This is a genomic window from Mesorhizobium sp. 113-3-3 (assembly GCF_016756495.1).
Taxonomy (GTDB): domain Bacteria; phylum Pseudomonadota; class Alphaproteobacteria; order Rhizobiales; family Rhizobiaceae; genus Mesorhizobium.
Window position 1 is genome coordinate 165931 of the sequence record NZ_AP023243.1, and the last position, 21137, is coordinate 187067.

A 21137-nucleotide genomic window follows, 5' to 3' on the forward strand; every position below is an offset into this window, starting at 1 on the left:
GCATTAAGCGATGAGCCTCAAGCGCCCACGTTCGCTCAAATGGAGCCTGGTGCTGCGCATCGCCTTGCTGCAATGCGCTATGCTGACGCTGATCATTGTCGGCATTCTCGGCGCCCTGCTCGCCACCGGCCTCATTCCGCACGACTATGAGGACGGCACGATGGATGTGCTGGCGGATGCGGTGGTGCGCGACGCGGGCGGCAAGCTTGTGCTGCGCGAGACTTCGGATCTGAAGAAGCTGCGATCCGATGTCCCCGACCTGTGGTTCATCATCCGCGACAAGCAGGGGCAGCGGCTGCAGGAAGGTACGGTTCCGACCATCTTCCAGCCCTTCGCCGGCCTGCTGGACACGATCAGTGACGCGCGTATCGACCATTCCATCGGCGAGAGCGCGCCGCCGGACGCAAAGATCCGCTGGACCGAAACGGCCGCGGGCAACGTCCAGATCTTCTCCGGCACCAAGGGCGGGCTTTCGCTGCTTCGCCTGCTCGGACAGGCGCCGGCATTCTTCCTGCAAGGCATATTGCCGCTCGCCGGCCTCATGGCGCTGGCCACGCTGTTTGCGACACCCTGGGTGGTGCGCGGCGCGCTGTCGGGCCTTGGCCATGCCGCCGCCGAGGCCGAGCGCATCGACATCGACCAGCGCGGCGTGCAACTGCCGCTGAAGGACGTGCCGACGGAAGTGACACCGCTGGTGAAGGCGGTGAACGCCGCCCTTGCGCGCCTCGACAAAGGCTATGAGCGCCACAAGCGCTTCCTGACCGACGCCGCCCATGAACTCCGAACGCCGGTGGCCATCCTCAACACGCGCCTGGCCTCGCTGCCGGCGACACCGGAGCGGGCACGCCTGCTGCAGGACGCAGCACGGCTTTCGACGCTGACCGACCAGTTGCTCGACCTGCAACGCCTCGACCGGCAGACCTCGCCTTTCGAGAAAGTCGATCTCGTGGCAATCGCGCGCGGCGTCATCGTCGACCTCGCGCCAATGGCTTTCTCGGCCGGATACGAGATGTCGTTCGAGCCGGAACGGGAGACGGTCTTCGCCAGCGGCGACCGCACCGCGATCGAGCGCGCGGTGACCAACATCGTCCAGAATGCCATCGAGCATGGCGGCAGGACTGGCAAGATCACCGTCAGTGTCACCGCTCCCGCTGTCATCGAGGTGCGCGACGAAGGCGACGGCGTGCCGCCAGCCGAGCGCGAACGTATCTTCGAGCCCTTCTACCGGCTGCGCCCGCAGGATCACGGCGCCGGGCTCGGCCTCAATCTGGTGCAGGAAATCATGCAACTGCATGGCGGGCGCATCGAGATTCTCGACGGCAAACCGAGCGGCGCCTGCTTCCGGATGAGTTTTCGCCCGTTGCCCGCATAACGCCGCCGTAGACGGAAAGTTACGCTGACGCGTTTGACATCGCCGAAATCGTAACTAACTAAGTTACATGAAACGCAACGGCCGATTGTCCTCCACCTTGCACATTCTCGTCCACATGGCCGAGAAGCCGGAACACGCGCTGACCTCCGAGCAGCTTGCCACCTTCATCCATACCAATCCGGTGGTGGTGCGCCGGACCATCGCCGGCCTGCGCGACGCCGGCATCGTCACCTCGTCGCGCGGCCATGGCGGCGGCTGGCTGCTCGGACGGGCGCCCGAAAACACCTCACTGGCCGAGATCAGCGCCGCCCTTGGCGAGACGCTGCTGCCGTTCAGCACCGAACCGGAAAGCCCGGGCTGTCTTGTCGAGCAAGCGGTGATCGCCGTGCTCGACGATTTCCGCATCGAGGCGGAGAAGCTGTTGGCGCAGAAGCTCAGCCGCATCACGCTGGCCGACCTGACCGCCGATTTCCGACGCCGTTACGACCTCATTGGAGTTTCCAGCCATGCAGTATGATCTTGCCATCGTCGGCGGCAGCTTCGCCGGCCTGTCCGCCGCCATCCAGGCGGCGCGGGCCCGGCGCAACGTGCTGGTGATCGACGCCGGCCAGCCGCGCAACCGTTTCGCCGCGCATTCGCACGGTTTTCTCGGCCAGGACGGACGCTCGCCCGGCGCCATCCTCGACGATGCAAGGCGGCAATTGCTGGCCTATCCGACTGCCAGGTTTGTCCAGGCGCGTGCCGACAAAGCCGTCGCCAACAGCAGCAGCGATTTCGCGATCACCACCGATGGCGGCGAGACATACAGCGCCGCGCGGCTGGTGCTGGCCACCGGCGTGCGCGACATCCTGCCGGAGGTTCCCGGGCTTGCCGAGCAATGGGGCAAGACCGTGCTGCATTGCCCCTATTGCCACGGCTACGAGGTGTCGGGCGGGCCGCTCGGCGTGCTCGCGACCGGCCCGATGTCCCTGCACCAGGCGCAGTTGATCGCCGATTGGGGCAACGTCACGCTGTTCGGCAACGGCCAGATCGAGCCCGACGCCGAGCAGATACTCGCTTTGGAGAGCAAAAATGTCAGGTTCGAACCCGCGATCGTCAGCGAACTCAGGGAAGACGGCGCGGGCGGCCTGGTCGTCCACCTCGACGGTGGCCGGAAGGCCGGCGTCAGGGCGATGTTCACCGCGCCGCGCAACACGATGGCAAGCCCGCTGGCCGAGCAGCTCGGCTGCGGCTTCACGGACGGCCTGCTCGGCCCGGCAATATCAGTCGATGACCGGCAGCAGACGACAATTCCCGGTGTCTATGCCGCCGGCGACGCGGCACGCGCGATGCACAACATCGCCTTCGCCGTATCGGCTGGGACCTTCGCGGGCGTGTGCGCCCACCAATCCTTGGTGTTCGGCTAAAATCCGGCTTCGCCGCCGGCAATGCTGAGCCGCGCGCCGGCCTGTGCCAGCGCCGCGGCGATGTCATGCGGCGGCGAACGGTCGGTGGCGAGTTCGGAAAAGCCGTCGAAGCCGCAGACCTGGACCAGGCCCTGGCGGCCGAATTTGGTATGGTCGGTGATGACAAGCGAACGCTGGCCGCGCGACAGCACCATGCGGGCGAATTCGGCCTCTTCCAGATCATAATCCATGACGCCCGTCACCGCGTCGACGGCGCCGGTGGAGATGATGGCATGGCTGACCGAGAAGCGGCTGACGAACTCGATGGCCGAAGTGCCGAACGCGGCACCTGAGTCGCTGCGCAATTCGCCGCCGGCCATATAGACCTTGTTGCCGTTGATGGTGGCCAGCGTGCGGGCGATGTCGGACGAATTGGTGACGACGGTCAGCCGCCGGTGGCCGAGCATCTCCCGCGCCAGGAACGAGGTCGTGGTGCCGGTGTCGAGCATGACCGATTCGCCGTCGCGGATGGTGGCGGCGACCATGCGGGCAATGATGCGCTTGGCGTCGGCATTCTCGCGCATGCGCCGTTCGAACGGTGCTTCGCCGACCATCGACGGCAGGCCGACGGCGCCGTGCATCTTCAGAACCGAACCGTCGCTGGTGAGCGGCTTGACATCGCGGCGCACGGTTTCCAGCGAAACACCCAGCCGGTCGGCCAGGCTGGCGATGGTGACGGTTCCCTCTTCCTGCAACAGCCGCAGGATCTCGCCGTGGCGTTTGGAATGGACCATTGGGTTTCCCGGCTTAGGTTTTGACCGGTTTTAAGGTAATTCAAGCGCTTTTAAAGGGATCAAATCTTGCTTTCGGGCAAAACACCCAAAAAAAGTCACATCTTTTTATTGACAACCGGGCAACCCTGGCGTGAAATTCAAGGCATCAGCAGGGGTCCGGAGCTGCAACGGGAGGGTGATGGCAGAGCCGCAACTCACTGGCCAGGCGGTCTTGAACGCGCCTGGCGCAAGGAATTTTCAGATCCGCGGGGGCGGATGCCGGGATCAAAATCCTGGCCAAGGGGCTCGTCGGTGCGGTGCGGGATACCGATCCTGGCGTCCCGCACCGACGAGATTATTTGCGTTTCTCCCCGCTCTCGTCGCGCTGTCCATGGCGCCTGGTGCATGTCGCCCAAAAGTGACCTCGGTTTGAGAGAACGACATGCATAAAAACAAGGACCTAAAGCGCGTCGCATGGATCCGTTTCAACGCGACGCGCTTTAGTCGAAGCCCAGCAAACCAGGGATGATTCCGTGATTGCCGAAGATCGCATCCGCGCCCTGCCCTGCTGGACCGGCGCCATCGAGATCGCCCCCCTGCCCGGCGGCCTGAGCAACGCCAACTATGTGGTCAGCGACGGTGCCGGACGGCATGTTGTGCGCTTCGGCCAGGACTACCCCTTCCACCATGTCTTCCGCGAGCGCGAGGTGATGACCGCGCGGGCGGCCCATGCCGCCGGCTTTGCGCCTGCCGTGCACTATTCCGAACCCGGCATACTGGTGACGCAGTTTCTCGGCGCCAGGACCTTCCTCGCCGAAGACGTGCGCGCCAATCTCGGCCGGGTCGCAGCCCTTATGCGCGGCTTCCACCGGGAGATGCCCAACCATATCTCCGGTGCCGGCTTTATGTTCTGGGTGTTCCACGTCATTCGCGACTATGCGCGTACGCTCGAGGAAGGCAACAGCCGCAAGCGCAGCGACCTGCCGCGCCTGCTGACGCTGGCCGACGAACTGGAGCGGGCACAGAAATTGCTGCCGATCGTCTTCGGCCACAACGATCTTTTGCCGGCCAACATTCTCGACGACGGCAGCAGGCTGTGGCTGATCGATTTCGAATATGCCGGCTTCAACACGGCGATGTTCGATCTTGCCGGCGTCGCCTCGAACGCCGGCATGAGCGACGAGGAATCCTTCGCCTTCCTGACCGCCTATTTCATGAAGGAGCCGGACGCGGCAATCCGCCGCTCGCACGCCGCCATGCAATGCGCCTCGCTGCTGCGCGAGGCGATGTGGAGCATGGTGTCGGAACTCTATCTCGACGCGCCCGGCATCGATTACGTCGCCTACACCGAGGAAAATCTCGTGCGGCTCGACGCGGCGCTGGAAAACTACCGGACAAAATACGGGATCCTGAAATCATGACCTTGCCTGGCCATGCCGCGATCGTCGTCATCGGCGGCGGCATCATCGGCTGCTCGACGGCCTATCATCTGGCGCGCGACCACAAGGCCGACGTCGTGCTGCTCGAACAGGGCAAGCTGACCTCGGGCTCGACCTGGCATGCCGCCGGCCTGGTCGGCCAATTGCGCTCGTCCGCCTCGATCACCCGCGTGCTCAAATATTCGGTCGACCTCTACAGGGGGCTGGAGGCCGAAACTGGCCTTGCCACCGGCTGGAAGATGACCGGCTGCCTGCGGCTCGCCACCAATGCCGACCGCTGGACCGAGTACAAAAGGCTGGCGACCACGGCGAAGAGTTTCGGCATGGACATGCACCTTTTATCCCCGGCCGAAGTCAAGGCGATGTGGCCTTTGATGGAAACCGGCGATCTCGTCGGCGCCTCCTGGCTGCCGACCGACGGCCAGGCCAGCCCCTCCGACATCACGCAGTCGCTGGCCAAGGGCGCGCGGATGCACGGCGCCAAGCTCTATGAGAATGTCCGCGTCACCGGCTTCGAGATGAAGGGCGGCCGCATCACGGCGGTGAAGACCGATCAAGGCGATATCGCCTGCGACAAGGTGGTGAACTGCGCCGGACAATGGGCGCGGCAGGTCGGCGCCATGGCCGGCATCAACGTGCCGCTGCAGCCGGTGAAGCACCAGTACATCATCACCGAGAAGATCGATGGCCTGGCGACCGACGCGCCGACGCTGCGCGACCCTGACCGGCGCACCTACTTCAAGGAAGAGGTCGGCGGGCTGGTGATGGGCGGCTATGAGCCGAACCCGCAGGCATGGACGACCGACCTGCCCGGGGGCGACGTGCCCAACGATTGGGAATTCCGGCTGTTCGACGACGACTACGACCATTTCGAGCAGCATATGACACAGGCGATCGCGCGTGTGCCGGCGCTGGAAACCGTCGGCGTCAAGCAGATGATCAACGGGCCGGAAAGCTTCACGCCGGACGGCAATTTTATTCTCGGCACGGCACCCGAATGCGCCAACATGTTCGTCGGCGCCGGCTTCAACGCCTTCGGCATCGCCTCTGGCGGCGGCGCCGGCTGGGTGCTGGCGCAGTGGGTGGTCGATGGCGAAGCGCCGCTCGACCTGTGGGTGGTCGACATCAGGCGCTTTTCCAACCTGCACCGCGACCGGCAGTGGGTGTGCGAGCGCACGCTGGAGGCCTATGGCAAGCACTACACGATCGGCTTCCCGCACGAGGAATATGCCAGCGGCCGGCCGCGCATCGTCTCGCCGCTATACGACAGGCTGAAGCTGCAGCGCGCCGTGTTCGGCTCCAAGCTCGGCTGGGAGCGGCCGAACTGGTTCGCGCCGCAAGGCGTCGAGCCGCAGGACATCTATTCCATGGGCCGGCAGAACTGGTTTTCGGCGGTCGGCGACGAGCACCGGCATGTGCGCGAGCATGTCGGCATCTTCGACCAGTCGTCCTTCGCCAAATACGAATTTAGCGGCCCTGACGCAGCCAAGGCGCTGGACTGGATCTGCGCCAACGACGTCAGCAAGCCGGTCGGCCGGCTGACCTACACGCAGCTCCTCAACACGCGCGGCGGCATCGAGGCCGACCTGACCGTGGCGAGGCTGGCGGAGGAGAAATTCTACATCGTCATCGGCACCGGTTTCCGCACGCATGATGCCTCGTGGATCAGCGACCATATAGGCGGGGGCCTCGATGCCGGGTTGACCGATGTCACCGAGGATTTCGGCACGCTGTCGCTGATGGGCCCCCGGGCCCGCGACGTGCTCAGCGCGGTGACCGATGCCGATGTGTCGAATGCCGGCTTCCCATTCGGACATGTGCGCGAGATCGCCATCGCCGGCCACCCGGTTCGGGCGCTGCGTGTCACCTATGTCGGCGAGCTCGGCTGGGAACTGCATGTGCCGATCGCGGCGACAGGCGAAGTCTTCGACGCGCTGATGGCCGCCGGCAAGACGCACGGCATCCGCCCGGTCGGCTACCGGGCGCTGGAATCGCTGCGGCTGGAAAAGGGCTACCGCGCCTGGGGTTCCGACATCACACCCAACGACACGCCGCAGGAAGCCGGGCTCGGCTGGGCGGTCAAGCTCCGGAAGAACACCGATTTCGTCGGACGGCGCGCGCTGGAGAAGCTTGCCGGCGCGCCGTTGAAGAAGCGCTTTGCCGGCTTCACGGTCGACAGTCCCGAAATCGTGCTGCTCGGCCGCGAGACCATCCTGCGCAATGGCGAGCCGGTCGGCTATCTGACCAGCGGCGGCTACGGCTACACGATCGGCAGGAACATCGGCTACGGCTACGTGCGCAACGCCGAGGGGGTGAGCGACGATTTCCTCGCCTCGGGCGACTACGAGCTGGTCGTCGCAATGGAGCGGACGCCGGCCCAAATCCATCTCGAGCCGATGTACGATCCGGCAGCGGAGAAGGTAAAGGCCTAGCTCACACGCAATGCAAGGCCGCGGCTGGGCACGGTATCAGCCTCGCCCGGCATCGAGACATAGGGGCGCGTTTCTTCGGCACGGGTGACGACGCCTTGCGCTTCGAGCTCGGCGATGCGTGCGGCAAAACCCTGATCCCACAGCGTGTTCTTGACCGTCAGCACGATCACCCCGCCGGGCCGGCAGATGCGGATCAACTCGTCCAGCCCTTCGACGCCGACATGGCCTGAGGTGAAGACCCCGGCCGAGACGATCCCGGCATAGGCATTGTCGGCAAAGGGCAGCGTGCCGCCGAGCGCGAGACAATGCAGCGCGGAATAGACGCCCTTGCGGGCGGCCTGGTCGAGCATGCCCTGCGAGATGTCCAGCGCCTCGACTTGCGGATAGCCTGATATATCGAGCCATTCGCCGATGAGCCCGGTGCCCGCGCCGGCATCGAGCAACGGCGCCGCGCCACGCGGCAAATGGCGGGCGATCAGAGCAAGGCAGATCGTCGGATGACGATAACCGGCGGCCGACATGTCGGCATCATAGGTCTGCGACCAGCGGTCATACAGCGCCGCCACTTCCTCTGGCCGCGTCGCCGCATAGGCCGCGCTGAGCGCACCCAAATGTTTACCGTCCGTCATTGCTGCTCTGTCGCCTGATCGAGTTACGTTCGATCCAATGATAGCCAAACGGTGAAAATTGTGGAACCGTCGCGGTGAGAAATAACAGCGTGGGGGCGCGACATGGCGACGGACGAGGCGCGGGCGAAACTGGCTGCCATTCCGGTGCTGGCCGGCTATACCGGGCCGCTGGAGCGTCTTGGCGGCCTCACCAACCTCGTCTTCAGGGCCGGCGATCTCTGCCTGCGCATTCCAGGCAAAGGCACCGAGGAGTACATCAACCGCGCCAACGAAGCGGTGGCCGCGCGTGAAGCGGCAAAGGCGGGAGTCAGTCCCGAAGTGCTGCATGCCGATGCCGGCGTGATGGTGACACGCTTCATCGCCGGCGCCGTGACGATGTCGCCGGAGAAATTCCGGGAGCGGCCGGGCAGTCCGGCCCGGGCTGGCGAAGCCTTCCGCAAGCTGCACGCGTCGGGTGCGGTGTTCCCCTTCCGCTTCGAACTGTTTTCGATGATCGACGATTATCTCAAGGTGCTTTCGACCAAGGACGTCGCCCTGCCCGCCGGATACCATGAGGTGGTGCGCGAGGCCGGCAGCGTGCGCTCGGCGCTGGCCGCCCATCCGCTCCCCCTCGTCGCCTGCCATTGCGATCCACTCTGCGAGAATTTTCTCGATACGGGCGAGCGGATGTGGATCGTCGACTGGGAATATTCGGGGATGAACGACCCGCTCTGGGACCTTGGCGACCTCAGTGTCGAAGGTAAATTCGACGCCGCGCAGGACGAAGAGCTGATGCGCGCCTATTTCGGCGGCGAGGCGAGGCCGGCGGAGCGCGGCCGCGTCGTCATCTACAAGGCCATGTGCGATCTGCTCTGGACACTGTGGGGGCTGATCCAGCTGGCCAATAACAATCCCGTCGACGATTTCCGCGCCTATGCCGACGGCCGTTTCGCCCGCTGCACGGCGCTGATGGAGACGCCGGAGTTTTCACGGCATCTGGCGGCCGTGCGTATGGGTTAAAGCAATTCCATATGACGGGCTCCGGTCTACCTGAAAACCCGCTCTATCTCACCCAACGTCACTGTATCGTCAGACTTTTTGCAATACCAAATGATCAGCGCGATGGTGCCGATGGGGAACAATGCCGCAAGGAGTTGATGCCAACCGCTTCTGTTGATGTCATGCAGCCGGCGAGCGGTCATGGCGAGTGTCGGAAGAAGGACGGCAAGATTCCAAATCGATGAGACAATTTCATTGTTCAGGACGGCGTCAACTATCACCAGAATGACGGAGACAATGAAAATGAAGAAATAAGAATACCAGAATTCCGAGCGGCTCGCCCTGCCTGAGAAACCCACATAGTTTCGAAAAAAGCTGGAAACAGCTTCGCCAAAATTCATCGAAGGCGGCATTTCTCCGAACCGATTGGCGCCAGCTGGCGCTGCTCTTAGAACAAATACCAGCGGCAAGCCGATCAGGATCAAAACGATCAGCCAATGCCATATAGAGAAACTACCCATTGCCGCCCCCTCTATCGCAGTTTTGTTGAGATATTGACCTTGCCCCTTCCGGGCAAGAATCAATCCCGTATTGCGCCCGGAAGGCAACGTACACAGCAAAATATCGATGTAAATACCGGACTTTCCGACCTGAAACTCCAACAACTCCGGATGATAGCCTTCAGTCGCCAAACACGTCGCTTCGAAACGACGCCGTGTGACGCGCTCTATGCTTCGTCTCGATGCAATTGCGGACGGAAAGCCGGCTCACACTTCCTGGAGTCGCTTTAATTCACGCCTTTCGGCACGTTTTCGGGCGGCACCGTGGTGTCGACCACCTTCTGGCGGTGGAAGATGAACAGGCCGGCCAGAACGACGATGCCGGAGCCGATCAGGATGCGTGTACTGGGAACGTCGCCAAAGAACACCAGCCCGAACACCACGGCCCATAGCAGCAGCGTGTAGTGCAGCGGCGCCAGCGTCGAGGCCGGCGCCAGCTTGAGCGCCCGCGTGATCATCAGATGCGCGCCGCAGGAAACAATACCGAGCAGCAGCATGGCGCCGAAATCGAGCGCCGAGGGCGTCTGCCAGGCGCCGATGGTCAGCACGCCACCGACCAGCAGCGTGCCGATCGTCTGCCATGTCACCAGATTGGTGTCGCTGGTGCCGCGCAGCCGCCGATTGAGGATGATGGCGAAGGCGAAGGCAACGCTGCCGGCGAGCGCGAAGCTCGATGACAGCGAGAACGCCGCCGAGGAAGGCTTCAGCATGATCACCACGCCGCAGAAGCCGAGCAGGATCGCCACCCAGCGGCGCCAGCCGACCTTTTCGCCAAGCAGCAGATGCGACAGCGCCGCGACATAGATCGGCCCCGCCATGTAGAAACTCATGACGTCGGCAAGCGGCAGATAGACGACCGCGGCATAGAAGAGCGCGGTGTCGAGCGTGGTCATGACGACACGCAAGATCTGCAGCTCGAGCCTTTCCATGCGAAACAGCTTGGCGGTGCCTTGATGCGCGATCATCGGCCCGAGCACGAAGAAGGCGCCGATGGAGCGGATCAGCACCACCTGGCCGACGGAGAAGCTGGCGACCAGCCATTTGCCCATCGCATCGTTCAGCGCAAACAGGAAGTCGCCGGCCAGCATCAGCAGAATGCCGGCCAGAAGCACGTTCCTGATGGTGGAATTCTGCGCCACGGGCTGCGTCATGCCGATCCCGATTCCTCCCTCACTTAAGTCGCGTCGTAGACGGAAGCCGCGGCTTTGACGAGAAGAATCCGGAGAATCGCAAGACCAGGACCGGGAATCGGCTGGGCCTACATGGCTTTGTGCCTGCGGTTGACCAATGCCGGCCTGCCCGGGATGGAAAGCCTTGTATCCTGCCTCGTCCGTTCCGCCACCACCTTGCCCCTGGCGATGACGCAGATGCGCTCGGCGCGCAGGCGCAGGGCCTCGATCGGATTGCCGGCGTCGAGGACCACGAGGCTGGCGCGCTTGCCGACCGCCAGGCCGAGATGGTCGAGACCCATGATGGCGGCGTTGACGTTGGTGACCATGTCGAAGCAGCGCGCCATGTCGGCCGGGCTCGACATTTGCGCGACATGCAGGCCCATGAAGGCGACGTCCAGCATGTCGGCGGTGCCCAGCGAATACCAGGGATCGAGCACGCAATCCTGACCCCAGCCGACACGGATGCCGAGCGCCTGCATCTCCTTGACCCGGGTCAGGCCGCGCCGCTTCGGGAAGGTATCGTGACGGCCCTGAAGCATGATGTTGATCAGCGGGTTGGGGATGGCGGAAACGCCGGCCTCGGCAATCAACGGCAGCAGCTTCGAGACATAGTAATTGTCCATCGAATGCATGGAGGTGAGGTGCGAGCCGGCCACCTTGCCCTGCAGGCCGAGGCGCTGCGTTTCATAGGCCAGCTGCTCGATATGGCGCGACAGCGGGTCGTCGGTCTCGTCGCAATGCAGGTCGACCATCAGGCCGCGTTTGGCCGCGATCTCGCAGAGCTCGGTCACCGAGCGCGTGCCATCGGCCATGGTGCGCTCGAAATGCGGAATGCCGCCGACGATGTCGACGCCCATGTCCAGCGCACGAAGGGTGTTTTCACGTGCCTTCGGCGAGCGGTAAAAGCCGTCCTGCGGGAAAGCCACCAGTTGCAGGTCGATATAGGGCGCGATCGCTTTCTTGACGTCGAGCAGGGCCTCGACCGCCAGCAGCCTGTCGTCGCAGACGTCGACATGGGTGCGGATGGCGAGCAGGCCCATCGACACCGCCCAGTCGCAATAGGCGAGCGCCCGGTCGCGCACCGCCTCATGCGTCAAAAGCGGCTTCAACTCACCCCATAGCGCAATGCCTTCCAACAGCGTGCCCGAGGCGTTGATGCGCGGAATGCCATAGGACAGCGTTGCATCCATATGGAAATGCGGGTCGACAAAAGGCGGCGAGACCAGATTGCCGCTGGCATCGACCTCGGCCCGGGCGGAACCCTGCAATTTGAGCTCGATCGCGGCGATCGTCTCGCCGCTGATGCCGATATCGGCAATCCTGCCATCCGGCAGCGTGCCGCCACGAACGATAAGGTCGAAATCCATCTGTCGTCTCGCTTGAAGAATCACTTTGCCATCGTGTCCCAAAAGACAGCATGACGCAGCGGTTTCTTTCCAGAAGCCGCCAACGGTTCCATCCGGCCACAACTCCCTCTATAAGCCGCCTTCGTCATTCCGCTATCAAGGATCAGCCTTTGTTTCGTTTCTTCCGCTCGACGGAAAACCAGCGCCTCGTCGCAAGGCTGGTCAGGGAATCGTTCCGGGAGCATATGTTCGGATATGGCGCGGCCATTCTATCGATGCTGGTGGTGGCCGGCATGACCGCGGCCAGCGCCTGGATCCTGCGCGAAATCACCAATGAATTCGTGATCGACAAGCGGGTCGACCGCGTCAACATGATTGCCGCGGCGGTCGCCGGGATCTTCGTCCTCAAGGGCCTCGCCAATTTCGTCCAGGCCTATTTCATGAGCCGGGTCGGCAATGCCATCATCGCCGACCGACAGCGCAAGATCTACGACCGTATCCTGGCGCAAGGCATCGAATTCTACCATTCGACCTCGTCATCCGACCTGATCACCCGCATGACCAACAATGCCCAGGCGGCACGCAACGTGCTCGACCTGATCGTCACCTCCTATGTGCGCGATCTGGTGACCCTGCTTGCCTTGATTGGTGTCATGGTCTGGCAGCAGCCGGTGCTGTCACTGATCTGCTTCGTCGCCGGGCCCGTGGCCATCTATGGCGTCAACCGCATCCTGAAGCGCGTGCGCAAGTTCGCGGCCATGGAGTTCCGCTCGGTTGGCCAGATCATTCAGGTGATGCAGGAAACCGCTATCGGCGTGCGCGTGGTCAAATCCTTCAACCTCGAAGGCTTGATGCGCAAGCGCATGTACAAGGCGGTGGCGGACGTCGAGGATCGGGCCAACAACATTGCCGCGCTGGAAGCGGTGACCAGCCCGGTGATGGAGACGCTGGCCGGGCTGGCGATCGCCGGCGCCGTCATGGTCAGCGGTCTCCTGGTTCTGCAGGGCGGCCAGATGCCGGGTAACATCATGGCATTCATCGCGGCGCTGCTGCTCGCCTATGAACCGGCAAAGCGCCTCGCGCGCGTGCGCATCTCGCTGGAAAGCGGCATCGTCGGCGTGCGCATGATGTTCCAGCTCGCCGACGCGCCGCTGACACTGGCCGAGAGGCCCGATGCAAAGCCACTTCTGGCGGGACCGGGCGAGATCCGGTTCGATACCGTCAGCTTCGCCTATCAGAACGGCCCGCCGGTGCTCGATGGTTTCGACCTCACCCTTGCGCCCGGCAAGATGACGGCGCTGGTCGGGCCCTCCGGCGGCGGCAAGTCGACGATCCTGAACCTGATCATGCGCATGTACGACCCCAACAGCGGCAGGGTGCTGCTCGACGGTCAGGACATTTCCCACGCGACGCTCGCCTCACTGCGGGAAAAGATCGCCTATGTCAGCCAGGACACGTTCCTGTTCGCCGGCACCATCATGCACAACATCCGGCTTGGGCGGCAGGACGCGACCGACAACGAGGTGATTGCCGCGGCCAAGGCCGCCAACGCGCATGACTTCATCATGGCGCAGGCGAAGGGCTATGAGACCGACGTCGGCGAGAATGGCGGGCTCTTGTCGGGCGGCCAGCGCCAACGCATCTCGATCGCGCGCGCCATGCTGCGCAACGCCGAAATCCTGCTCTTGGACGAGGCGACCAGCGCGCTCGACGCCGAATCCGAAGCGCTGTTCCGCGACGCGCTGCAGCAGCTGACCGAGGGCCGCACGACGATCGTCATCGCGCACCGCCTGTCGACCGTGCACCAGGCCGACACGATCGTGGTGCTGGAAGGCGGCAAGGTGGTGGAGAGCGGGCCACATCGAGAGCTGCTCACGCAGGGCGGGCTCTACCAGAAGCTTTATGAGTACCAGTTGATGCCGTGAGCCCTACCCTCCCCCTTGTGGGGAGGGTCGCTGCGCAGCAGCGGGGCGGGGGGTACGGCGCCGCCCCCACCCGGACCTTCGGTCCGACCTCCCCACAAGGGGGAGGCAGGGGGTCGCGGCCTTAGTTCACTCCGGCACGTGCCGCACCGCGCCCTTGTCGGCGCTGGTGGCGAAGGCGGCGTAGGCGCGCAGCGCGGTCGTCACCTTGCGCTTGCGCTTTTCCTCGGGCTTCCAGGCCAGGGCGCCCTTGGCTTCCATCGCCGCCCGGCGTGCTTCAAGCTCTTCATCGCTGACGGCAAGGCGGATGGTGCGGTTGGGGATGTCGATCTCGATCGTGTCGCCCTCCTGCACCAGCCCGATCGTGCCGCCTTCGGCGGCTTCCGGCGACGCATGACCGATCGACAGACCAGACGTACCGCCGGAGAAGCGGCCGTCGGTGACCAGCGCGCAGGCCTTGCCCAGGCCCTTCGACTTCAGATAGCTGGTCGGATAGAGCATTTCCTGCATGCCGGGGCCGCCGCGCGGGCCCTCATAGCGGATGACGACAACATCGCCGGCCTTGATCTCGTTGGAGAGGATGGCCTTGACCGAGGCGTCCTGGCTTTCGAACACCCGCGCCGGGCCGGTGAACTTCAGGATCGACTCATCGACGCCGGCCGTCTTCACGATACAGCCGTCGAGCGCCAGATTGCCCTTGAGCACGGCAAGGCCGCCGTCTTTCGAGAACGGCGTTTCCGCCGAACGGATGACGCCCTTCTCGCGGTCGAGATCGAGATCGTCCCAGCGGCGGTCCTGGCTGAAGGCGACCTGCGTCGGCACGCCGCCGGGGGCGGCAAGGAAGAAGTCGCGGACGTTCTGGCTGGAGGTGCGGGAAATATCCCAGTGATCGAGCGCCTCGCCGAGGCTCGCGGTGTGCACGGTCGGCAGGTCGCGGTTGAGCAGCCCGGCATTGTCGAGCTGGCCCAGGATGGCCATGATGCCGCCGGCGCGGTGGACGTCTTCCATGTGGACGTCGGACTTGGCCGGCGCCACCTTGCAGAGCACCGGAACCCGCCGCGACAACCGGTCGATGTCTTCCATGGTGAAGTCGACCTCGCCCTCATGGGCGGCGGCCAGGATGTGCAGCACGGTGTTGGTCGAGCCGCCCATGGCGATGTCGAGCGTCATGGCGTTCTCGAAGGCGCCCTTGGAAGCGATGCTACGCGGCAGTGCGCTCTCGTCGTCCTGCTCGTAATAGCGCTGCGCGAGATCGACGATGAGATGGCCGGCCTCGACGAAAAGGCGCTTGCGGTCGGCGTGGGTGGCCAGCGTGGAGCCGTTGCCGGGCAACGACAGGCCGAGCGCCTCGGTCAGGCAGTTCATGGAATTGGCGGTGAACATGCCCGAGCAGGAGCCGCAGGTCGGGCAGGCCGAGCGCTCGATGACCTTGACGTCCTCGTCGGAGATCTTGTCGTCGGCCGCCGCGACCATCGCGTCGACCAGGTCGAGCGCCTGCGTCTTGCCGGCCAGCACCACCTTGCCGGCTTCCATCGGCCCGCCGGAGACGAAGACGGTCGGGATGTTGAGCCGCAGCGAGGCCATCAGCATGCCGGGGGTGATCTTGTCGCAATTGGAGATGCAGACCATGGCGTCGGCGCAGTGGGCGTTGACCATGTATTCGACGGAATCGGCGATCAGCTCGCGCGACGGCAGCGAATAGAGCATGCCGTCATGGCCCATGGCGATGCCGTCGTCGACGGCGATGGTGTTGAACTCCTTGGCGACGCCGCCGGCCTTCTCGATCTCGCGCGCCACCAACTGGCCGAGGTCCTTCAAATGCACATGGCCCGGCACGAACTGCGTGAAGGAATTGACCACCGCGATGATCGGCTTGCCGAAATCCGAGTCCTTCATGCCGGTGGCGCGCCACAGGCCGCGGGCGCCGGCCATGTTGCGGCCATGGGTGGTGGTGCGGGAGCGATAGGCAGGCATGTTTTTTCCTTGGTGGCTGGCCGCGGCCGGGGAATGGCGCGGCGGAGCTGAATTTGGATCGCAGGCGTTATAGACGCCATAGCTTGGTCTGGCCACATTTTTGCGATGCGCCACGAAATCCGGATGGACGTTGACGATCGGATCTCGGTTGTATATAGCCAATTGGGTATATACCTTATTGGCTATGGAAATCCGATGGACCAGCTGGACGCCACTTTTGCCGCACTCGCCGATCCGACACGCCGAGCCATCCTGGCCCGGCTCATCCAGGGCGAAGCATCCGTGATGGAACTCGCAGAGCCCTTCGCGATGAGCCAGCCCTCGATCTCCAAGCACCTCAAGGTGCTGGAAAACGCCGGGCTGATTTCGCGTGGCCGCGACGCGCAGCGCCGGCCCTGCCGGTTGGAGGCAAAACCGCTGGCCGACGCCAATGACTGGCTGGAGCGTTATCGCAAGATCTGGGAAGGCAACTTCCAGCGCCTCGACGCGCTGCTTGGCGCGATGAAGGCCGAGAAAGCCCCCGACAGTACCGACCAATAGCCGAAAAAAGATCGCGGCCTGTGTCGGATCACCGGCCTGCCGCACGTCCTTTGGCAAACATGAGGAGGACCAAGATGAGCACCACAACCTTGCCCGGTTCGACCGTCGCCACGCTGACGGTGACCACGCCCAGCGACCGCGAGGTCCAGATCACCCGCATCTTCGATGCGTCGCGGCCAATGGTCTTCGATTGCTGGACGATACCGGAGCTTTTGAAGGGCTGGCTGCATGGCCCGGACGGTTGGCGGCTGGCGATCTGCGAAATCGACCTCAGGGTTGGCGGCGCCACGCGCTACGTCTGGCAGCATCGCGATGGCCGAAGCATGGGCATGAGCGGCGCCTATCGCGAAATCGTGCGTCCGGCCAGGATCGTCGCCACCGAACTGTTCGACGAGGATTGGACTGGTGGCGAAACCATAGGGACCGTGGTCTTCACCGAACAGGCCGGAAAGACGCTGTTGACCCAGACGGTGCTTTACGCCTCGCAAGCGGCCCGTGACGGCGCGCTCGGCACCGGCATGACCCGCGGCATGGGCGAGAGCTATGCCCAGCTCGACGCTTATCTCGCTTCACTTCAGGACGCTGCCAAAGGCGCCGCCTGACCCTTCCTTCACCCAAGCAGCCAAAGAGAAAACAAGGAGCACGACATGCAAAAGATCACCACCTGCCTGTGGTTCAACGACCAGGCCGAAGAGGCGACGAATTTCTACGTCTCCATCTTCAAGAATTCGAAGGTGCTGAGCATGATGCGTTGGCCGAAGGGCCACGCCGATGAAGGCAAGGTGCTGGTGACGACGTTCGAGCTCGACGGCGTGCGGTTCCAGGCGCTCAACGGGGGACCGCAATTCAAGTTCAACGAGGCGATGTCACAGTCGATCGACTGCAAGACGCAGGAAGAGGTGGATTATTTCTGGGACAGGCTCCTCGAAGGTGGCGGCGAACCATCGCAATGCAGCTGGCTGAAGGACAGGTTCGGTGTTTCCTGGCAGGTCGTGCCGGAGCAGTTGCCGCGCCTGCTTCAGGATCCGGATAGGGCCAAGGCCAGCCGGGTGATGGATGCGATGATGCAGATGAGCAAGATCGACATTGCCAAGCTCGAAGCGGCAGCGAAGGGTTGAGAAGCGGTCCGCGTAGCGGACGAAAAGCCAATTGCTTGGCTTTTCGAGCTTCGAACGCCCGGAGCCTGCGAAGGCCGGGGGCACATGATCCTTGAGGTCGGCGCCGCCCCTCATCCGCCCTTCGGACACCTTCTCCCCGTGAACGGGGAGAAGGTAAAACTGGCACCTAAGCCGCCTTGTCGCGGACCTGGTAATCCTTGATCGTGGCGAAGCGGATCGCTTTCCAGCGTTCCGCTTCGTAGTTCAGCGAGAAGGCGTGCTGGGCCAAGAACACTGGGTCGTTGTCGAGGTCCCTGGCGATGTCGCCTCGATGCGCCTCGATGAAGCGAAGCGTCTCGGACTTGTCGTCGGCCGATATCCAGCGGCAGACGGAAAAGCGCGACATCTCGAATTCGACAGGGAGCGTGTATTCGAAGTTCAGCCGCTCCTTCAACACGTCGAGCTGCAGCGCGCCGACGACGCCGACGATGGCCGGTGAGCCGTCCTCGGGCGAGAACAGCTGCACGACGCCTTCCTCGGCCATCTGGTGCAGCGCTTCCTTGAGTTTTTTCGCCTTCATCGCGTCGCCGAGGCGCACGCGCCGCAGGATTTCCGGCGCGAAGTTCGGCACGCCCCTGAAAAGAATCTCCTCGCCCTCGGTCAGCGTGTCGCCGATGCGCAGCGTGCCGTGGTTGGGAATGCCGACGACATCGCCGGCAAAGGCTTCATCCGCGGTGACGCGGGTGCGGGCGAAGAAGAATTGCGGCGCCGACAGGCTCATCGGCTTGCCGGTGCGCACCAGCTTGGCCTTCATGCCGCGCTCGAGCTTGCCCGAGCAGACGCGCACGAAAGCGATGCGGTCGCGGTGGTTGGGGTCCATGTTGGCCTGGATCTTGAAGACGAAGGAGGTCATCTTGTCCTCGGTCGCCTCGACCTTGCGGGTATCGGCCTCCTGCGCGCGCGGCGGCGGGCCGAAGGCGCCGAGCGCCTCGATCAGGTCGCGCACGCCGTAATTGCGCAGCGCCGAGCCGAAATAGACCGGCGTCAGATGGCCCTCGCGGAACGCGTCGATGTCGAGGGGTCTGCACGCTTCTCGCGCCAATTCCAGTTCCTCGATGAAGGCCTCGCGCTCGTTTTCCGGCAGCAGCCCGGCGACGCGGTTGGAATCGGGGCCGTTGACCGGCGTGCGCTCCTTCTCGTCGTCGCCCCTGCGCACCGCGTTCAGCGCCAGGTGGTAGGTGCCCGAGAATGTCTTGCCGCGGCCGATCGGCCAGGTGATGGGGGCAGTGTCCAGCGCCAGCTTCTGCTCGATCTCGTCGAGGATTTCGAACGGGTCGCGGCTTTCGCGGTCCATCTTGTTGACGAAGGTGATGATCGGGATGTCGCGCAGCCGGCAGACCTCGAAGAGTTTCAGCGTGCGCGGCTCGATGCCCTTGGCGGCGTCGATGACCATGACGGCGCTATCGACCGCCGACAGGGTGCGGTAGGTGTCGTCGGCGAAATCCTCGTGGCCGGGCGTGTCGAGCAGGTTGAAGACATTGTCCTCATACTCGAAGGTCATCACCGAGGTGACGACGGAGATGCCACGCTCGCGCTCGATCTTCATCCAGTCGGAGCGCGTCTGGATCTTGTCCTTCTTGGCCTTGACCTCACCGGCAAGCTGGATGGCGCCGCCGAACAGCAGCAGCTTTTCGGTGAGCGTCGTCTTGCCGGCGTCCGGGTGCGCGATGATCGCGAAGGTGCGGCGGCGCGCCACTTCCTCTGGTATTGTTTCGGGCATTCTCTGGGATTTCCGTGTGACAGGCCGGGCTTCTAGCAGCGTAGTGCCGGGCTGTCGACCGGTCCGGCGGCGCGGACGCCGCCGGATGCCATGGCTTGCCTCAGGCCAGTTCGCCCGTCCGGTTCGCCAAAACGACCTCCGGAAGCCAGCCGGCGATGGCGCTGCCGATCGCGTCGGCATGATCCTCCTGCAGATAGTGCGCACCGGGCCCGAGATTGATGAACCGGCAGTTCTTCAGCCCGGCCGCGAATTCTTGCGCGGCCTGCGGCCCGATCAGCGCACCGGGATCACCCGCGAACAGCAGTTTCGGATAGGTGGACAGAAGCAGCGCGCGATGGTCGTGCGCGCTGATGGCGGCAACGTCGGCGGGCTGGCCCTCGATCGGCATTTCCCGGGGCAGGCGCAGTACCGGCTTGCGCGATTGCGGCGTCGGGAACGGCGCCCGGTACGCGTCCATTTCCTCGTTGCTCATCGTGCGCAGCACCGAGGCCGGCAGCACTTTCTCGACGAAGACATTGTCTTCCAGAACCAGCTTTTCGCCGACACCGGGCGCGCGCAGCGCCTTGAACATTTCGCGGGCTTGCGGGCGCTGGTGGAAATCCTCCCAGCGCGCGAACGGCCGGATGAATTCCATGAAGGCGAGGCCGAGGATGCACCGCGGCAGCCGTGCCGCGAGATGGAAGGCAAGGGCCGTGCCCCAATCCTGCGCGACCAGCACCACATCGCTAATATCGAGCGCGTCGAGGAAGGCATCGAGATAGCGGATCTGGTCGAAGAAGCGATAGTCGATGTCGGGCTTGCCGGACTGGCCATAGCCGATCAGGTCAGGCGCGACGCAGCGGCCAAAAGGCGCGACATGCGGAATGATGTTGCGCCAGATATAGGACGAGGTCGGGTTGCCGTGCAGGAACAGCACGGTCGGACCGGACGCGCCGGCCTCGACATAGGACATGGTCGAATCGAGCACGGGAACCTGCGAACGTCTCGGCGTGGTGGCGACGGGCTGAGACGGGTTGGCTTTCGAACTCATGGGGTCGTCTCCTTTGCGAACACAGTGCTGAAGATGATTTTCTTGAACCGCTCGAGCGGTTCAGGGCTGCGCTCGATCTTCATGCGCAGCATGGCGCCTTGCCACGACGACAGCAGGAAGTCGGCGAGGTCCTCGGCCTCGAAGGTCTTGGCGATGTCGCCGGCCGCCTGGCCTTCGGCGATGCAGGCGGCGAATGGCTGGCGCCAGCGCTCGAAAATGGCGACGAGTTGCAAGCGCAACGGCTCGCTGTGCACGGCGGTCTCGAGGCTGAGATTGCCGATCATGCAGCCGCGCGCCCAGTCATGCGCCTCGAGCTTCGAGGTGATGACGTCGAGATAGCGGCGCAGCCTGCCGATGGGCGGTGTGCCGTCTTTCGCCAGCGCCGCCTCGACCAGCCCACTGACATAGGTGAAGTAACGGTCCAGCACTTCGCCGGCGAACGCCTCCTTGGAGGCGAAATGGTTGGTGAAGGATCCCGGCCGGGCATCGGCGGCGGCAACGATGTCGCGCACGCCGGCGGCGGCATAGCCTGAGTTCCAAAGGGTCTGGAAACCAGCGTCGAGAAGTTTTTCGCGGAGTGATTGTCTAGCCATGCCGAAATAATACGTACGTACGTATTGATGTCAAGCGCATATTTTTGCCGTGTCCGATGTTGGCAAGCGACGAACGCGGTGGCACTGCAAGAGCGTCCTCGGCGGACCACCGGAT

General features: G+C 64.0%; 19 protein-coding genes. 10 read left to right on the top strand and 9 right to left on the bottom strand.

Annotated features, from left to right (window positions below):
• Positions 1-10: 10 nt before the first annotated feature.
• The 3 genes from JG746_RS00780 to JG746_RS00790 all read left to right on the top strand — a co-directional run bounded on the left by JG746_RS00780 (position 11) and on the right by JG746_RS00790 (position 2778).
• On the top strand, positions 11-1372 hold the full coding sequence (locus tag JG746_RS00780) for a sensor histidine kinase (RefSeq protein ID WP_202356449.1): 1362 nt from the start codon (positions 11-13) through the stop codon (positions 1370-1372).
• 67 nt (positions 1373-1439) lie between these two features.
• Entirely contained in the window at positions 1440-1889 is a 450-nt protein-coding gene (locus tag JG746_RS00785; RefSeq protein WP_202356450.1) for an RrF2 family transcriptional regulator, read from the top strand.
• Positions 1879-2778 carry an NAD(P)/FAD-dependent oxidoreductase gene (locus JG746_RS00790; RefSeq protein WP_202356451.1) on the top strand — a complete coding sequence of 300 codons (900 nt, stop codon included), beginning with the start codon at positions 1879-1881 and terminating at the stop codon, positions 2776-2778. The genes JG746_RS00785 and JG746_RS00790 overlap by 11 nt, the downstream gene beginning before the upstream one ends.
• Here JG746_RS00790 and JG746_RS00795 read toward each other — a convergent pair.
• Positions 2775-3551, bottom strand: coding sequence for a DeoR/GlpR family DNA-binding transcription regulator (locus JG746_RS00795; RefSeq protein ID WP_202356452.1), 777 nt, complete (start codon positions 3549-3551; stop codon positions 2775-2777). The two genes, JG746_RS00790 and JG746_RS00795, sit on opposite strands and share 4 nt — an antisense overlap.
• A gap of 512 nt (positions 3552-4063) precedes the next feature.
• On the opposite strand from JG746_RS00795, the gene JG746_RS00800 reads away from it, so the two are divergent.
• Both JG746_RS00800 and JG746_RS00805 read left to right on the top strand, forming a co-directional pair.
• Positions 4064-4951 carry a phosphotransferase family protein gene (locus JG746_RS00800; protein WP_202356453.1) on the top strand — a complete coding sequence of 296 codons (888 nt, stop codon included), beginning with the start codon at positions 4064-4066 and terminating at the stop codon, positions 4949-4951.
• Positions 4948-7401 (top strand): GcvT family protein, encoded by a 2454-nt coding sequence (locus JG746_RS00805; protein ID WP_202356454.1) that lies wholly within the window; start codon positions 4948-4950, stop codon positions 7399-7401. The genes JG746_RS00800 and JG746_RS00805 overlap by 4 nt, the downstream gene beginning before the upstream one ends.
• On the opposite strand, the gene JG746_RS00810 is transcribed toward JG746_RS00805, so the two are convergent.
• The gene (locus JG746_RS00810; RefSeq protein ID WP_202356455.1) at positions 7398-8030 is read right to left on the bottom strand and encodes a class I SAM-dependent DNA methyltransferase; all 633 of its coding nucleotides are present in this window, start codon (positions 8028-8030) and stop codon (positions 7398-7400) included. The genes JG746_RS00805 and JG746_RS00810 overlap by 4 nt on opposite strands.
• Positions 8031-8132: 102 nt before the next feature.
• Here JG746_RS00810 and JG746_RS00815 point away from each other — a divergent pair, with 102 nt between their 5' ends.
• A complete protein-coding gene (locus JG746_RS00815; RefSeq protein WP_202356456.1) occupies positions 8133-9029 on the top strand; it encodes a phosphotransferase family protein in 897 nt (298 codons plus the stop codon).
• A 26-nt stretch (positions 9030-9055) separates the two neighbouring features.
• On the opposite strand, the gene JG746_RS00820 is transcribed toward JG746_RS00815, so the two are convergent.
• The 3 genes from JG746_RS00820 to JG746_RS00830 form a co-directional block, all read right to left on the bottom strand.
• The gene (locus JG746_RS00820; RefSeq protein ID WP_202359220.1) at positions 9056-9529 is read right to left on the bottom strand and encodes a DUF805 domain-containing protein; all 474 of its coding nucleotides are present in this window, start codon (positions 9527-9529) and stop codon (positions 9056-9058) included.
• 266 nt (positions 9530-9795) lie between these two features.
• Positions 9796-10719 carry a DMT family transporter gene (locus tag JG746_RS00825; protein ID WP_202356457.1) on the bottom strand — a complete coding sequence of 308 codons (924 nt, stop codon included), beginning with the start codon at positions 10717-10719 and terminating at the stop codon, positions 9796-9798.
• 107 nt (positions 10720-10826) lie between these two features.
• Positions 10827-12107 (bottom strand): amidohydrolase family protein, encoded by a 1281-nt coding sequence (locus JG746_RS00830; RefSeq protein WP_202356458.1) that lies wholly within the window; start codon positions 12105-12107, stop codon positions 10827-10829.
• 149 nt (positions 12108-12256) lie between these two features.
• On the opposite strand from JG746_RS00830, the gene JG746_RS00835 reads away from it, so the two are divergent.
• Positions 12257-14011 carry an ABC transporter ATP-binding protein gene (locus JG746_RS00835; protein ID WP_202356459.1) on the top strand — a complete coding sequence of 585 codons (1755 nt, stop codon included), beginning with the start codon at positions 12257-12259 and terminating at the stop codon, positions 14009-14011.
• 126 nt (positions 14012-14137) lie between these two features.
• On the opposite strand, the gene ilvD is transcribed toward JG746_RS00835, so the two are convergent.
• Positions 14138-15982 (bottom strand): dihydroxy-acid dehydratase, encoded by a 1845-nt coding sequence (gene ilvD / locus JG746_RS00840; RefSeq protein ID WP_202356460.1) that lies wholly within the window; start codon positions 15980-15982, stop codon positions 14138-14140.
• A 195-nt stretch (positions 15983-16177) separates the two neighbouring features.
• On the opposite strand from ilvD, the gene JG746_RS00845 reads away from it, so the two are divergent.
• The 3 genes from JG746_RS00845 to JG746_RS00855 all read left to right on the top strand — a co-directional run bounded on the left by JG746_RS00845 (position 16178) and on the right by JG746_RS00855 (position 17640).
• A complete protein-coding gene (locus JG746_RS00845) occupies positions 16178-16522 on the top strand; it encodes an ArsR/SmtB family transcription factor (protein ID WP_202356461.1) in 345 nt (114 codons plus the stop codon).
• 74 nt (positions 16523-16596) lie between these two features.
• Positions 16597-17124 carry an SRPBCC family protein gene (locus tag JG746_RS00850; RefSeq protein WP_051726897.1) on the top strand — a complete coding sequence of 176 codons (528 nt, stop codon included), beginning with the start codon at positions 16597-16599 and terminating at the stop codon, positions 17122-17124.
• Positions 17125-17169: 45 nt separating this feature from the next.
• Positions 17170-17640 carry a VOC family protein gene (locus tag JG746_RS00855; protein WP_202356463.1) on the top strand — a complete coding sequence of 157 codons (471 nt, stop codon included), beginning with the start codon at positions 17170-17172 and terminating at the stop codon, positions 17638-17640.
• A 166-nt stretch (positions 17641-17806) separates the two neighbouring features.
• Here JG746_RS00855 and JG746_RS00860 read toward each other — a convergent pair whose 3' ends face one another.
• The 3 genes from JG746_RS00860 to JG746_RS00870 form a co-directional block, all read right to left on the bottom strand.
• Entirely contained in the window at positions 17807-19399 is a 1593-nt protein-coding gene (locus JG746_RS00860; protein WP_202356464.1) for a peptide chain release factor 3, read from the bottom strand.
• 100 nt (positions 19400-19499) lie between these two features.
• Positions 19500-20429 (bottom strand): haloalkane dehalogenase, encoded by a 930-nt coding sequence (locus tag JG746_RS00865; protein ID WP_202356465.1) that lies wholly within the window; start codon positions 20427-20429, stop codon positions 19500-19502.
• Positions 20426-21022, bottom strand: a complete 597-nt coding sequence (locus JG746_RS00870; RefSeq protein ID WP_202356466.1) for a TetR/AcrR family transcriptional regulator — start codon at positions 21020-21022, stop codon at positions 20426-20428. Before JG746_RS00870 ends, JG746_RS00865 begins: the two co-directional genes overlap by 4 nt.
• Between the last annotated feature and the right edge of the window lie 115 nt (positions 21023-21137).

Excerpts from the sequence above, each read along its gene's own strand:
- JG746_RS00780 (WP_202356449.1), top strand. The coding sequence starts at position 11 with ATGAGCCTCAAGCGCCCACGTTCGCTCAAATGGAGCCTGGTGCTGCGC.
- JG746_RS00785 (WP_202356450.1), top strand. The coding sequence starts at position 1,440 with ATGAAACGCAACGGCCGATTGTCCTCCACCTTGCACATTCTCGTCCAC.
- JG746_RS00790 (WP_202356451.1), top strand. The coding sequence starts at position 1,879 with ATGCAGTATGATCTTGCCATCGTCGGCGGCAGCTTCGCCGGCCTGTCC.
- JG746_RS00795 (WP_202356452.1), bottom strand. The coding sequence starts at position 3,551 with ATGGTCCATTCCAAACGCCACGGCGAGATCCTGCGGCTGTTGCAGGAA.
- JG746_RS00805 (WP_202356454.1), top strand. The coding sequence starts at position 4,948 with ATGACCTTGCCTGGCCATGCCGCGATCGTCGTCATCGGCGGCGGCATC.
- JG746_RS00810 (WP_202356455.1), bottom strand. The coding sequence starts at position 8,030 with ATGACGGACGGTAAACATTTGGGTGCGCTCAGCGCGGCCTATGCGGCG.
- JG746_RS00815 (WP_202356456.1), top strand. The coding sequence starts at position 8,133 with ATGGCGACGGACGAGGCGCGGGCGAAACTGGCTGCCATTCCGGTGCTG.
- JG746_RS00820 (WP_202359220.1), bottom strand. The coding sequence starts at position 9,529 with ATGGGTAGTTTCTCTATATGGCATTGGCTGATCGTTTTGATCCTGATC.
- JG746_RS00825 (WP_202356457.1), bottom strand. The coding sequence starts at position 10,719 with ATGACGCAGCCCGTGGCGCAGAATTCCACCATCAGGAACGTGCTTCTG.
- JG746_RS00830 (WP_202356458.1), bottom strand. The coding sequence starts at position 12,107 with ATGGATTTCGACCTTATCGTTCGTGGCGGCACGCTGCCGGATGGCAGG.
- ilvD (WP_202356460.1), bottom strand. The coding sequence starts at position 15,982 with ATGCCTGCCTATCGCTCCCGCACCACCACCCATGGCCGCAACATGGCC.
- JG746_RS00845 (WP_202356461.1), top strand. The coding sequence starts at position 16,178 with ATGGACCAGCTGGACGCCACTTTTGCCGCACTCGCCGATCCGACACGC.
- JG746_RS00850 (WP_051726897.1), top strand. The coding sequence starts at position 16,597 with ATGAGCACCACAACCTTGCCCGGTTCGACCGTCGCCACGCTGACGGTG.
- JG746_RS00855 (WP_202356463.1), top strand. The coding sequence starts at position 17,170 with ATGCAAAAGATCACCACCTGCCTGTGGTTCAACGACCAGGCCGAAGAG.
- JG746_RS00860 (WP_202356464.1), bottom strand. The coding sequence starts at position 19,399 with ATGCCCGAAACAATACCAGAGGAAGTGGCGCGCCGCCGCACCTTCGCG.
- JG746_RS00865 (WP_202356465.1), bottom strand. The coding sequence starts at position 20,429 with ATGAGTTCGAAAGCCAACCCGTCTCAGCCCGTCGCCACCACGCCGAGA.
- JG746_RS00870 (WP_202356466.1), bottom strand. The coding sequence starts at position 21,022 with ATGGCTAGACAATCACTCCGCGAAAAACTTCTCGACGCTGGTTTCCAG.